13 protein-coding genes are annotated in these 13,833 nt (G+C 32.5%); 5 read left to right on the top strand and 8 right to left on the bottom strand.

The window, feature by feature from the left end; all coding sequences use genetic code 11:
- Window positions 1-7 precede the first annotated feature (7 nt).
- The 4 genes from AAGV28_RS05080 to AAGV28_RS05065 all read right to left on the bottom strand — a co-directional run bounded on the left by AAGV28_RS05080 (window position 8) and on the right by AAGV28_RS05065 (window position 4,075).
- Window positions 8-1,369 carry an exonuclease domain-containing protein gene (locus AAGV28_RS05080; RefSeq protein WP_373405743.1) on the bottom strand — a complete coding sequence of 454 codons (1,362 nt, stop codon included), beginning with the start codon at window positions 1,367-1,369 and terminating at the stop codon, window positions 8-10.
- A gap of 77 nt (window positions 1,370-1,446) precedes the next feature.
- On the bottom strand, window positions 1,447-2,115 hold the full coding sequence (locus AAGV28_RS05075; protein WP_373405742.1) for a YggS family pyridoxal phosphate-dependent enzyme: 669 nt from the start codon (window positions 2,113-2,115) through the stop codon (window positions 1,447-1,449).
- Window positions 2,116-2,133: 18 nt separating this feature from the next.
- Entirely contained in the window at window positions 2,134-3,021 is an 888-nt protein-coding gene (locus AAGV28_RS05070; RefSeq protein WP_373405741.1) for a 3-hydroxyacyl-CoA dehydrogenase family protein, read from the bottom strand.
- An 88-nt stretch (window positions 3,022-3,109) separates the two neighbouring features.
- Window positions 3,110-4,075: a Gfo/Idh/MocA family protein gene (locus tag AAGV28_RS05065; protein ID WP_373405740.1), complete on the bottom strand. Its 966-nt coding sequence runs from the start codon at window positions 4,073-4,075 to the stop codon at window positions 3,110-3,112.
- A 123-nt stretch (window positions 4,076-4,198) separates the two neighbouring features.
- Here AAGV28_RS05065 and AAGV28_RS05060 point away from each other — a divergent pair, with 123 nt between their 5' ends.
- Complete coding sequence (locus tag AAGV28_RS05060) at window positions 4,199-4,840, top strand: protein-L-isoaspartate(D-aspartate) O-methyltransferase (RefSeq protein ID WP_373393144.1); 642 nt, start codon at window positions 4,199-4,201, stop codon at window positions 4,838-4,840.
- Window positions 4,841-4,994: 154 nt separating this feature from the next.
- Here AAGV28_RS05060 and smpB read toward each other — a convergent pair whose 3' ends face one another.
- Entirely contained in the window at window positions 4,995-5,450 is a 456-nt protein-coding gene (gene smpB, locus AAGV28_RS05055; protein WP_373405739.1) for an SsrA-binding protein SmpB, read from the bottom strand.
- 70 nt (window positions 5,451-5,520) lie between these two features.
- Here smpB and AAGV28_RS05050 point away from each other — a divergent pair, with 70 nt between their 5' ends.
- Window positions 5,521-5,748, top strand: coding sequence for a VF530 family protein (locus AAGV28_RS05050; RefSeq protein WP_373405738.1), 228 nt, complete (start codon window positions 5,521-5,523; stop codon window positions 5,746-5,748).
- Here the strand turns inward: AAGV28_RS05050 and AAGV28_RS05045 are convergent.
- Window positions 5,745-6,599, bottom strand: a complete 855-nt coding sequence (locus tag AAGV28_RS05045; RefSeq protein ID WP_373405737.1) for an aldose 1-epimerase family protein — start codon at window positions 6,597-6,599, stop codon at window positions 5,745-5,747. The two genes, AAGV28_RS05050 and AAGV28_RS05045, sit on opposite strands and share 4 nt — an antisense overlap.
- A gap of 123 nt (window positions 6,600-6,722) precedes the next feature.
- On the opposite strand from AAGV28_RS05045, the gene AAGV28_RS05040 reads away from it, so the two are divergent.
- Together AAGV28_RS05040 and cmk are read left to right on the top strand one after the other, a co-directional pair.
- A complete protein-coding gene (locus tag AAGV28_RS05040; protein WP_373405736.1) occupies window positions 6,723-8,975 on the top strand; it encodes a M1 family metallopeptidase in 2,253 nt (750 codons plus the stop codon).
- 153 nt (window positions 8,976-9,128) lie between these two features.
- Window positions 9,129-9,815, top strand: coding sequence for a (d)CMP kinase (gene cmk, locus AAGV28_RS05035; RefSeq protein WP_373405735.1), 687 nt, complete (start codon window positions 9,129-9,131; stop codon window positions 9,813-9,815).
- Window positions 9,816-9,949: 134 nt separating this feature from the next.
- On the opposite strand, the gene AAGV28_RS05030 is transcribed toward cmk, so the two are convergent.
- Together AAGV28_RS05030 and AAGV28_RS05025 are read right to left on the bottom strand one after the other, a co-directional pair.
- A complete protein-coding gene (locus tag AAGV28_RS05030; protein WP_373405734.1) occupies window positions 9,950-10,372 on the bottom strand; it encodes a GNAT family N-acetyltransferase in 423 nt (140 codons plus the stop codon).
- A 163-nt stretch (window positions 10,373-10,535) separates the two neighbouring features.
- On the bottom strand, window positions 10,536-11,051 hold the full coding sequence (locus AAGV28_RS05025) for a hypothetical protein (protein ID WP_373405733.1): 516 nt from the start codon (window positions 11,049-11,051) through the stop codon (window positions 10,536-10,538).
- 717 nt (window positions 11,052-11,768) lie between these two features.
- On the opposite strand from AAGV28_RS05025, the gene rpsA reads away from it, so the two are divergent.
- Window positions 11,769-13,547, top strand: coding sequence for a 30S ribosomal protein S1 (gene rpsA / locus AAGV28_RS05020; RefSeq protein ID WP_373405732.1), 1,779 nt, complete (start codon window positions 11,769-11,771; stop codon window positions 13,545-13,547).
- Window positions 13,548-13,833: the final 286 nt, after the last annotated feature.

Here is a 13,833-nt window from a genome sequence, read left to right as displayed (position 1 = left end):
TGAAAATTTAAAAATGAATTAATTTTAAAGCTTTATTTTTTCTAATGTATGCGTGGATAATTCGTTGTATATCTCTATTGCTTTCCATCGGGATAAGAATGTTTTTCAGGATGTTAACATTAGTAATTTGGTAATTCAAATCATAAAAAGCATAGCCTTTGTAAATACCATTTTCAATTAAAACAGCACTTCTTTCATTTATGTTTCTGCCTCTGCTAATGATAATCATGCTTTTGTTTTCAAATGTATGATTGCTAATAAAATTTTCTACACGAGCATTGTAAATTTCAGTAGATTCTATACCAATGCAGGCTCCATTACATTCTTTTATATTGTACTGAAAACATTCTTTTTTGGTTTCGTATAACCCATTTAATTTTTGGCATAACTGGTGTTTTTCGGTTATGCTGAACAGAAAACTTTTTCCTTCTTGTAACGAAGCAAAAGCGGTAATTTCTTTTTTACGACCGTCTGTTTTTTGTAACTTTAAATTAAAATAACCGTTTGAATCTTTTTCTAAGTAGAGTGCATATATAAAAATATTTTTGCGTTGGGCTCTATTCAGAATAGGTTTATTGACTTTTATTTCCTGACTTTCTTTTAATAATGCAATAAGTTCACTTCCAGTTTCATCAAAAGTAACTGTATAAACTTCATTTTGGATGCGTTTACTCTTTTTGGTTATGCCTGTAAAATGTTGATTGATTCTTTTTTTAATGTTATTGCTCTTACCAATATAAAGAATATCCCCATTTTTATTATGAATGTAATAAACTCCAGTTTGGGAGGGTAAATCCCTTAAAATATCCAGCAGTTTAGGCGCAATGCCTTTTTCTACCTCGATTTTGATAAAATCTTTCACAATTGATTTTTCAAGGTCTTTTTCGAGTAGCATTTTGAATAATTTTACCGTAGCCATAGCGTCACCACTGGCACGATGTCTATCGGCCATTGGAATACCCAGAGCGCGAACTAATTTCCCTAAACTATGCGAAGTTTGTTCAGGCAATAATTTCTTAGATAGTTCAACTGTACAAAGGGTTTTTGTGTTGAAATCGTATCCTAAACGGCGAAATTCGGTTCGTAAAATTCGATAATCAAATGAAGCATTATGAGCAACTAAAACACAATCAGTCGTGATTTCGATAATCCGCTTGGCTACTTCGTAGAATTTAGGTGCCGAATGCAACATAGCATTATTTATCCCTGTTAATTTTACCACAAAAGGCTGAATAGGAATTTCGGGATTTACTAAACTGATAAACTGATCCACAATTTGATGACCGTCAAACTTATAAATAGCAATTTCGGTAATGCCCTCTTCGTTGAATTGTCCTCCAGTAGTTTCTATGTCTAATATTGCGTACAAAATAAGTATTCAGTTTACAGTTAACAGTTTGCAGATTTTAATCTGAAATTATAAATCGTTTATTCTATAATGAAAAATCAATTTCTTCCTCCAAAGATACTGCTTCCTACACGAATCATCGTGCTTCCAGATTCAATAGCTAATTTATAATCGCCCGACATTCCCATGGACAGGGATTTCAGATTGCAGATTTCAGATTTCAGATTTTGTTTTGAATCAAAAATAGATTTCAAATGGGTAAATTCTTTTTTGATTTGATCTTGATTATCTGTAAAAGTAGCCATTCCCATCAAACCCACAATTCGGATGTTTTTCATTCCTTCTTTTTCGTTCTCAACAAAATCAAAAATCTCATTTAGCTCTTTTTCATCCAAACCAAATTTAGTTTCTTCCTCAGCAATGTGAATTTGTAGTAAACAATAAATTACACGGCGGTGTTTTTGAGCTTGTTTGTTGATTTCTTGCAATAATTTTAAACTATCCACACCGTGAATCAAACTCACGTATTCTGCCATAAATTTGACTTTATTGGTTTGAACGTGACCAATCATGTGCCATTGAATGTCTTTGGGCATTTGCGCCCATTTTTCAGTCATTTCCTGAATTTTGTTTTCCCCAAAAATTCGTTGACCCGCATTATAAGCTTCCATCAAATCAGCAACAGGTTTGGTTTTAGAAACCGCTACCAGAGTTACTTGTTCAGGCAAATTGTTTTTTATCGACAGTACATTTTCTGCAATTGACATTGTTATGTTTTTTTAATTCTATTGGAATTGTTTCGAAACTTTTTCTGCTTTTTTACTTTCGCTGTAATCATAAAATCCTTCTCCTGATTTTACACCTAATTTTTTAGCATTGACCATATTGACTAAAAGTGGACAAGGAGCGTATTTTGGATTTTTAAAACCATCATACATCACATTTAATATGGATAAACAAACATCAAGCCCAATAAAATCAGCTAATTGTAAAGGTCCCATCGGATGCCCCATTCCTAATTTCATTACAGTATCAATTTCGCTCACTCCAGCTACTTTGTTGTATAAGGTTTCGATGGCTTCGTTAATCATGGGCATCAAAATTCTATTGGCAACAAAACCAGGATAATCATGAGCTTCAACAGCAGTTTTTCCTAATTTGGATGCTAGTGTCATAACAAATTGGTTTACTTCATCACTGGTGTTGTAACCACGAATGACTTCTACTAGTGGCATTATGGGAACAGGATTCATAAAGTGCATACCAATTACTCGTTCTGGATGCGCCACTACAGCTGCAATTTGAGTAATAGAAATAGAAGAAGTATTAGTAGCAAAAATGGTGTTGTGGGAACAAAATTCGTTCAGCTTTTTGAAAATTCTAAGTTTTAAATCCAGATTTTCAGTTGCAGCTTCAATAACTAAATCAGCACCAACGACACCGTCTTCAATATCTGTGTAACAAATAATGTTCGAAATGGTTTTCATTTTATCTTCGGCAGTAATGCTTCCTTTGTTTTGCATCCTATCCAAATTGGTAAAAATAGTGGTCATTCCTTTTTCCAAAACATCTTCAGAAACATCAATCAATTTTACGGTAAAACCATTTTGGGCAAAAGTATGAGCAATTCCGTTACCCATAGTTCCTGCGCCTATTATTGCTACTATTTTCATTTTGTAAAAGATTGATATTTATAATTTTAGCCACGAATTCATCAATTAATTCGTGAATTCGTGGCTAACTTATCTTTTTATTTTTGAATTATTTCTTGAAACAAGCTATAATTTGGTGTGCCACTCTAAGTGCCTCGGTGGCCTGATCTAGCGTCACAATTGGAGTTGTATTATTAACAATGGCATCAGCAAAAGTTTCTAATTCGTCTAATATGGCGTTGTTTTGTTGCACTTCAGGATTCGAAAAATAGATTTGCTTTTTTACACCTTCGGCATTTTGTAAAATCATATCAAAATCTCCGGGAACTTCGGGAGCATCTTTCATTTTGACCACTTCACATTTTTTTTCTAAAAAGTCAACTGAGATATAAGCGTCTTTTTGAAAGAAACGCGTTTTGCGCATGTTTTTCATCGAAATACGGCTTGCTGTTAGATTGGCAACACAACCATTTTCAAATTCGATTCGGGCATTGGCAATATCTGGAGTGTCACTAATAACAGAAATTCCGCTGGCGCTAATGTTTTTTACTTTCGAATTAACAACACTTAGAATAACATCAATATCGTGAATCATTAAATCCAAAACTACGGGAACATCTGTACCACGCGGATTGAATTCGGCCAAACGATGTGTTTCTATAAACATCGGATTTTCGACCATATTTTTAGTTGCAATGAAGGCAGGATTAAAACGCTCTACGTGTCCTACCTGACCTTTAACATTGTATTCGTTAGCTAAAGCGATAATTTCTTCGGCTTCTTCAATGGTATTTGAAATGGGTTTTTCGATAAAAACGTGTTTCCCTGATTTGATGGCAGTTCTAGCACATTTGTAGTGTGAAAGGGTAGGAGTTACAATATCGATTACGTCTACAGCATGAATTAATTTAGCAATAGTATTGAAGTTTGTGTATCCAAATTCTTTTGATATTTTTTCGGCGTATTCCTGATTTTCATCATAAAAACCAACTAACTCATATTTTTCAGATTGTTGTAATAAACGCAAATGAATTTTACCTAGATGACCAGCACCTAAAACTCCTACTTTTAGCATGATAATGTATTTTTAACAAAAATAGGAAATTCAAATTAAAATAATAGAATAATTGATTTGGATTTTGGATATTGCTTTTTGGATTTTTTACTGCTATTTTTACCAAAAATTAATTCCCCAACATTGAAAGATACAGCAAAACATCAAGGACTTCGCAATCAATTAGTAAGCACTTTACAACAAAAAGGAATTACTGATTTGAAGGTGCTTGATGCGATAAAAAAAATCCCAAGACACCTTTTTTTGAACTCTAGTTTTGAAGATTATGCGTATCAGGACAAAGCATTTCCTATAGGTGCAGGGCAAACTATTTCGCAGCCTTACACCGTGGCGTTTCAATCTCAGTTATTGGAAATAAAAAAAGATCATAAAGTTCTTGAAATTGGTACAGGTTCTGGCTATCAAACAGCAGTTTTGTGTTTGATGGGCGCTAAAGTGTACAGTATTGAGAGACAAAATGAGTTGTTTAAACAAACGTCAGCTTTGTTACCAAAATTAGGAATTAGACCCAAACATCTTACTTTTGGCGATGGTTATAAAGGTTTACCAACCTATGGTCCTTTTGATAGTATTATTGTTACTGCGGGTGCTCCAATTATTCCAAAACCATTGATGGCTCAGTTAAAAATAGGAGGAAGATTAGTAATTCCGTTAGGAGAAGATGTACAGGTAATGACGTTGTTGATTCGAAAAAACGAAACACAGTTTGAAAAACATGAATTAGGTGAATTCCGATTTGTTCCTTTATTAGAAGATAAAAATTAAAAAAGGTAAACACGGATTTCACAAATTTACACGAAGTTCAATCTGTTCTAATTGCACGAATTTTAAAACTATTCTATAATTCGTGTAATCCAATTTTAATATTTCAAATTTGCGTTATTTCGTGTAATTCGTGGCTAAAAAAAATGCGAATATTTTAATTATAAGCTTTTTTGATGCGGTCCAAATCTCGTTTTGTATCTTGTTCTTTCAAAGATTCGCGTTTATCGTAATTTTTCTTACCCTTGCAAAGACCAATTTCTAGTTTAGCCATTCCTTTTTCATTGGTAAACAATCGCAAAGGAATAATAGTTAAACCTTTGGCTTGTACACTTCGGGCTAGATTTTTTAATTCTCGTTTGTTTAAAAGCAATTTTCTTTCGCTTCTGGATTTGTGATTGAATTGGTTTCCAAAAGCATATTCTTCTATGTAGGTGTTAATGGCAAATAGTTCAGTGCCAGTAAATTCACAAAAACTTTCGGTGATATTAGCTTTTCCTAATCGGATGGATTTGATTTCAGTTCCCGCTAAAACAATTCCAGCAGTAAATTTTTCGATTATTTCATAATCAAATCGAGCTCTTTTATTAAGTATGTTGACAGTTTTTAGCATAGGATTGCAAATGTAGGAACAATTACTAAAATTCCACAATTTTTTAATGAAATTGATATAAATTTGCTTTATGGAAAAACAAATTTCAAACGATCCGCTTCACGGAGTGACTTTAAAAGCAATACTGGAAAAATTAGTTGATTTTTATGGATTCGATACTTTGGGCGAATTAATAAAAATTAAGTGTTTTACTGAAAATCCAAGTATAAAATCAAGTCTGACTTTTTTAAGAAAAACCGATTGGGCCAGAAAAAAAGTCGAAGAATTGTATATTCAATCGTTAAAAAAAATGGGTTAAAAAATGGCTACTGAAAAAATTGAATTAAAAATTGAATTAGCTTCAATAATTTGGATTCCTTCTTTTTCAAAAAGATTCCCCGTTGATTCATCAGTATCAGAGTATCCATACCAAGGTTCGATACAAAGAAAAGGTGCGTCTTTTTTAGTCCAAATCCCTAAATGTGGGAAACCTTGAAAATCAATTTTTAGTAAAGGAATTCCATTTTTTAAAATGTTTAGACTTTCTGATTCTAAACTTTTAAAAATCAAAGCATCATTTTCGAATAATGGATAATTTAACGGGACTAAGTTGTCTTGTTTTTCGACTCTTTTAGTTTTTTTTGAAATCAAATCGTTTTCTAATAAATGATAAACTAAAGTTTCGTCTTTTTCGAATTGTAATTCGTAATCTTCAAAATTTCCATTTAAAGCAAAAGCAGGATGCGCACCAATAGAGAAAGGCAATTGCGATTGATTTTTATTGATGACGTTGTATGCAATGTTTAGTTTTTTACCTTCCAGAGCATAAATTATTTGTAATTCAAATTCAAAAGGATATATTTTTAATGTCTCAACTGAAGATTGAATTGAAAAAGTAACGCTATTTTCGGTTTTATCAATGAGTTCGAAATTCATATCTCTAGCAAAACCATGTCGGGCTAATTGATAAGAAGTATTATCTATTTGAAAAGAATTGTTTTTAAGTGTTCCTACAATTGGAAATAAAACAGGCGAATGTTTTCCCCAATATTCCGGATTTCCTTCCCAGATGTATTCTTTTTGAGTGTCGTTTGCTAGCAATGAGCATAATTCGGCTCCTTGGTGTTTGATTTTTGCAGTTATCTGTTTGTTAGAAAGTATTGATATCAAGATGCAGTTTGTTAAGTATGAAATTAAAAGTATAAATATATTTCATAAATTTTAATTAAACATTAAATTATATTAAAGTAATCTGTAATTTTTTTTATTAATTTGTTTCAAATTGGAAAAAACATGAAAAACATTCGATTCGGAGCTATTTTTCAGATAGCAATATTATTCGGAGCATTGTCTTTGCAGGCTCAGGAAACATCAGTTCTAAAAACTAATTACGATTATCACGATGCTTTTGCACCATTTTTTTATACTCAAAATGGTACAGCAACCCGTTCGGCAAGTGGTCAGCCAGGAGCTGAATATTGGCAAAACCGTGCTGATTATAAATTAACGGTCAGTTTAAACGAACAAACTAATGAGATTACGGGTACTGATATTATTACTTATACTAATAATAGTACTGATGCCATGTCTTTTTTATGGCTGAATTTAGAACAAAATTTATTTAAATCAGATTCTAGAGGTGAGGCAATTGTACCCATTACAGGAAGTAGAAATGGTGCTCGTGGACAAATTTTTGATGGTGGATACAAAATCAAATCGGTTAAAATAATCAAAATCGATAATAAGAAAATTAATGATGTTGAAGCAAAGTTTCTTGTAAGTGATACTCGAATGCAGCTTTTTCTTCCAGAAGAATTAAAATCCAAAGGTGGGAAAATCGAGTTTAAGATTGAATACTCCTATATATGTCCTAATGAAGGTTCAGATAGAACTGGAGTTTTAGAAACTAAAAACGGGAAAATTTTCACTATTGCACAGTGGTATCCTCGTATGTGTGTGTATGATGATGTAAGAGGTTGGAATGTAAATCCTTATTTAGGAGCTTCTGAGTTTTATTTGGAATACGGAGATTTTGAAATTGCAATCACTGCTCCATCAAATCATGTAGTGGTATGTTCTGGTGAATTAATGAATCCAAAAGAAGTGTATTCTACTGAAGAATTTAAACGATTTAATGAAGCTAAGAACAGTGATAATACTGTTGTAATTCATTCATTGGACGATGTGTTGGCTGCTAAAAATTTGGTAACTACTGCTACTAAAACATGGCGTTATAAAATGATTAATGCACGTGATGTTTCTTGGGCTTCTTCGCCAGCTTTTATTTTAGATGGTGCTCAAATCAACTTGCCAAGCGGAAAAAAATCATTAGCATTATCGGCTTATCCTGAAGAAAGCGCTGGTAATGAGGCATGGGGTCGTTCTACAGAATATGTAAAATATTCGATAGAAAATTATTCTAAAAGATGGATGGAATACACGTATCCAGTAGCCACAAATGTTGCTGGAAATGAAGGTGGAATGGAATATCCTGGCATTGTTTTTTGCAATTGGAAGTCTAAAGGAAAAAGACTTTGGGGTGTTACAGATCATGAGTTTGGGCACAACTGGTTTCCTATGATTGTAGGTTCTAACGAACGCTTATTTGGCTGGATGGATGAAGGTTTTAATACTTTTATCAATTCATTGAGTGATATTGATTTTAATAATGGAGAATACAAGGATGAAAAAGTAGATATGCACGAAAGGGGTACTGCTTATACCAGTTCAGAATTAGAACCCATTATGAGTTCGCCAGACAATATGAAAGAAGCGCATATTGGCGATTTGTGTTATTCTAAACCAAGTGCGGGATTGGTTATTTTGCGCGAGCAGGTTCTAGGGCCAGAACGTTTTGATTTGGCTTTAAAAACCTATGTAGAGCGTTGGGCATTTAAACATCCACAGCCAGATGATTTTTTTAGAACGATGGAGAATGTTGGAGGAGAAGATTTAGCTTGGTTTTGGAGAGGTTGGTTTCAATACAATTGGCGTTTTGATCAAGGTATCAATTCAATAAAATACATTAAAAATGATCCTAAAAAAGGGGTTTTAATCACCATAGAGAATTTTGAAAAAATGCCGATGCCAGTAGTTTTGGATGTTAAAACAAAAAGCGGTAAAGTAAACCGTGTAAAATTACCGGTAGAAGTATGGCAGAAAAATGTTGTATGGACTTTTGAACATAATTCGACAGAAGAAATAGAAAGTATTACTCTTGATCCAGATCGTGTTTTCCCAGATATTAATTCGGCAAATAATGTTTGGACAGCTGGTAAAGGAGTGGTTGAAGAAGATATGATTTATGATCCTTATTTGGGTACATTTTCGAATGCGAGAATGCCAATTAAGATTGTTGTTTCAGAAAAAAATACTTTGCTGAATGTAGAAATTACCGATTATCCTGAGTTCTCTGTTGATGCTGTTGGAAAAGATGAGTTTGAATCTAAACGTGCTGGTTTGAAATTCAAATACAATAAAGACAAAACAGGATTTGATATGATTATAGGAGATGGAAGAACAATTCCATTTACAAAAGATAAATAATTCTAAAAATATTTGAGTTTTAGGCGGCTATTGAATTTCAATAGCCGTTTTTTTTATTCGAAATTTATATCCACAAAATCTTTGTAAGCTAAGCTTAAAAAAATGTACTTTTATTGCTTTTTTATTTGATTACTAATTTTCAATACATTCATTTTGGATAAAAAGATTACAATTGCAATTGATGGATATTCTTCTACGGGGAAAAGTACTTTGGCTAAACAACTAGCTAAAAAATTAGGTTATGTATATGTCGATACAGGAGCCATGTACCGAGCCATTGCTTTTTTTTCGATGCAACACGGTTATATAAATGCTGATTCTTTTAACAAAGAATCATTAATAAATAGTTTGCCAAGTATTCGTTTGCAATTTCAATTTAATCCTGATTTGGGTTTTGCCGAAATGTATTTAAATGATGAAAATGTGGAGAAGCAAATCAGAACCATCGAAGTTTCTAGTTTTGTGAGCAAAGTGGCTGAAATTACTGAAGTTCGAACGAAACTAGTCGAGCAACAACAAGAAATGGGCAAAAACAAAGGCATTGTGATGGATGGAAGAGATATAGGAACCGTTGTTTTTCCAGATGCCGAACTTAAAATATTCATGACGGCATCTTCGCAAACACGTGCTCAAAGACGTTATGATGAGTTGATTCAAAAAGGCGATACGGTTACTTTTGAAGAAGTATTTAAAAACGTAGAAGAACGTGATTATATCGATACACACAGAAGCAATTCTCCATTAGTAATAGCTGATGATGCTATAGAGATTGATAATTCTAATTTAAATCGTGAGGAACAGTTTAATTTGGTTTTAGAATTGGTTAGAGAGAAATTGTAAACGATTATTTTGTGTACATAATCTACTTCCGCAATCTTGTCATTGCGAGGAACGAAGCAATCTCATTTAGTAACTCGACAAAGTTGCTCACTGTTGCGGGCACGGAAAACATTTCTGTGCTAACCTTCTTTTATCTATATTTTTTTTCGATAATAATATTTCTCAAAACCTTTTGGAAAGTCAGTTTCGGTTCCAATTTTTTCAAAGCCTAGTTTTTCATAAAATCCGGGTGCTTGGAATGAAAAAGTGTCCAAACTTATAAACCGACAATTCCGATTTTTAGCTTCTTTTTCTGCTTCTGTAATTAATTTTCGTCCAATTCCTTGGTTTCTGTTTTCAAGTTTGACAACAAGAGTTTTTACTTCCAAAGTTCCCCAAATGGAACGTCCATAGAGTCCACCAATAATTTCATCCAGTTCATTTCTGGCAATTATTTCAATCGGTTTGTTAATTTCGTTTTTAAACTCCTGTGTTTTACTTAAATTATATTCAACAAGCAATTGGATAACTCTGTCGTGAGATTCTTGGTTAATTTCGTCGGTTACTTTTATTTTCATTTTTAGAAATGGTTAAAGTGTTTGATGTTGCTTACTGTTACGGGCACGGAAAACATTTCCGCGCTATCGGGATTTTTATTGAGACACGAGTGCGACGCTCGTCCAAGCTGAGAGGGAACGGTAATTCCACTAATTTGGAAATTATGCAAGACCTATGTTGGTATTAGTTTTTCTCTGCTTTATTCCACCAAAATATCAAATAAATGAAAGGTGAGTGAATTAATAAATTAAGTATATAATTCAAATATGGTCTATTCCATAGCAAAGGGATCTTATAAGCAATCCAAGTAATTACATATATAATTCCGATAACTATAATTATTGCAGCAATAGCACCTAAAATATTTTTTAATTCTCTGTGAACAGAACCAGTAAAAGGCATAATCATTAAGCCAATAATTAAAATAATAAAGAAATAATTAGATGTCAAAACCATCCAAAACAATGAGCGAATAGGCTTTTTTATAGCTGTATTTTCGTTTTTGTTAATCGGGCTTTTAATTTCGGTTTTATCTGATTTTTTAAAAATATTGAGTTGGCTTAAATCTAAATTCCGCAATCGGTCAGAATAGTGTGTTCTTTTAAAAATTCGATTTTCTAATTCAGTCAGTTCGACAAGTTTTAAAGAGTCAGTTTTATATATTTTCTTTATATTATCAATGGATTCTAATTTTTCCATTTTATTATTCAGATGATAGTCGTAAGAAAAGTTAAAATAGTAATCACAAGTAGTTAGAACAGAAATTGAAATGATAAATATAGAAGTCCTTAAACCAAAATGGATGGATTTGTTTTCAAAAAAATTAAATACTCTGTCTAATATTTTGTCCATTTATAAATTAATTATAACTATTTTATATATTACAAATCACATAAATCAACCTAATTTTGGGTAGATAGGTCTGAATAATTATCAGACTTTATTGATTCCAAATATATTCTTTTTTTCAGAATTTTATTCCAAAATATATATTATTTATAAATGATTACTGTAATGTTTGTAAACAGTTTAATAATAGATGAAATGTTCTTTTTATATTTAAATAGTCAAAATAAGGAATGTTTTTAAGTTGTTGAAAAATCAAAAGTTATGAATAGCCCTGATCGAGCCGATATCCTCGTAGAGATAAAGGCGAGAGCAGGAGGGAAGTACTTTGAAAACCAACTCATTGTGCTCCTAACAAACGGAAAAAGCGTGTAAAATGTCTTCTCTTTGGGTTTTGTGGTGATTATCAGTGGGATTTGTTTTGTAGTTACGTAAAAAAGAATTAATTTTGCACACCTTTTGGTGAATAAGAGTTTCCTTTAGGTATCAACTAATTATACAAACAACTTCTGTTGTTTTCTATCACATTAAGAAACTCGAGAGAATACAGAATACAAATTTTTTATCAGCATGTCTGAACAAATTAAATCACAAGAAGAGTTTTTAGCAAATTTTAACTGGCACAACTTTGAAGAAGGTATTGATGCAGTAGATGAAAAAAACTTACTAGAATTCGAAGAATTAGTATCAAAAACTTTCATTTCTACAGATCAAGAAGAAGTAGTTGAAGGAGTTGTAGTTAGAATTACTGATAGAGACGTTATCGTTGATATCAATGCTAAATCTGAAGGTGTTATTTCTTTAAATGAATTCCGTTACAATCCAAACTTAAAAGTAGGTGACAAAGTTGAGGTATTAATTGACATCCGTGAGGACAAAACAGGTCAATTAGTATTATCTCACCGTAAAGCACGTACTATTAAATCTTGGGATAGAGTTATTGCAGCTAATGAAACTGGAGAAATCGTTAATGGTTTCGTTAAATGCAGAACTAAAGGTGGTATGATCGTTGACGTTTTCGGAATTGAAGCGTTCTTACCAGGATCTCAAATTGACGTTAAGCCAATTAGAGACTACGATGTTTATGTAAATAAAACTATGGAATTCAAAGTGGTAAAAATTAACCACGAATTCAAAAATGTTGTTGTATCTCATAAAGCGCTTATTGAAGCGGATATTGAAGTACAGAAAAAAGAAATCATCGGTCAATTACAAAAAGGACAAGTATTAGAAGGTGTTGTTAAAAACATTACTTCTTACGGTGTATTTATTGACTTAGGTGGTGTTGACGGATTAATCCACATTACTGACCTTTCTTGGTCAAGAATCAACCACCCATCTGAAGTTCTTGAATTAGACCAAAAACTGAACGTTGTAATCCTTGATTTTGATGATGAGAAAACAAGAATTCAATTAGGATTGAAACAATTAAACGCTCACCCATGGGATGCATTAGATGCTAACTTAACTATTGGTGATAAAGTTTCTGGTAAAGTAGTTGTAATCGCTGATTACGGTGCATTTATCGAAGTTGCTGAAGGTGTTGAAGGTTTGATCCACGTTTCTGAAATGTCATGGTCTACTCATTTACGTTCTGCTCAGGATTTCGTAAAAGTAGGTGATGTTGTTGAGGCTCAAATCTTAACTTTAGACAGAGACGATCGTAAGATGTCATTAGGTATCAAACAATTATCTCAGGATCCTTGGACTGATATTACTTCTAAATACCCAGTAGGTTCTAAACATACAGGTATCGTTAGAAACTTTACAAACTTTGGTATTTTCGTAGAATTAGAAGAAGGAATTGATGGATTAATCTACATCTCTGACTTATCTTGGACTAAGAAAATCAAACACCCATCTGAATTTGTAAATGTTGGTGAGAAATTAGACGTAGTTGTATTAGAATTAGATGTTGATGGACGTAAATTATCTTTAGGTCACAAACAAACTACTGCTAATCCTTGGGATCAATACGAAGATTCTTTCGCTGTAGGAACTATCCACAATGGTGAAATTTCTGAAATCGTTGACAAAGGAGCTACTGTAGAATTTGGAGATGATATCGTTGCTTTCATTCCTACTCGTCACCTTGAAAAAGAAGACGGAAAGAAATTGAAAAAAGGTGAATCTGCTGATTTCAAAGTAATCGAATTCAACAAAGAATTCAAAAGAGTTGTTGCATCTCACACAGCTATCTTCCGTGAAGAAGAAGAGAAAAATGTGAAAGCAGCTACTGAAAATACTTCATCTAACTCTTCTACTAATGCACCAGCTGCAACCTTAGGAGATAACAATGATGTATTAGCAGCATTGAAAGCTAAAATGGAAAAATCAGAGAAAAAATAATTTTCTCCTATTTTTTTAAATATAGAAAGTCCCGCAAATTTGCGGGACTTTTTTTTGTTCCATATTTTAAAATAAGTATGCAAACTATATAATGTCGTATTTTGAAATGATATCACGCTGTTTAAAGCATTAACTGGTAGTTGTTTGATCCAACAAAGCCTCTTTTGACTTTACGACTTTAAAACTTTCGACTTAATTATTTTTTAAGAAGAAAAGGATTTTGTTGAATTTTAGTGAGAATAGTGTGTATCTATAATATGTAATGATTTTGATTTTAAGTTTCTTT

It is taken from the genome of Flavobacterium zubiriense, assembly GCF_041729725.1.
GTDB lineage: Bacteria > Bacteroidota > Bacteroidia > Flavobacteriales > Flavobacteriaceae > Flavobacterium > Flavobacterium zubiriense.
Note: the sequence above shows the minus strand (reverse complement) of the source record. Positions and strands in the feature narration are given on the sequence as shown.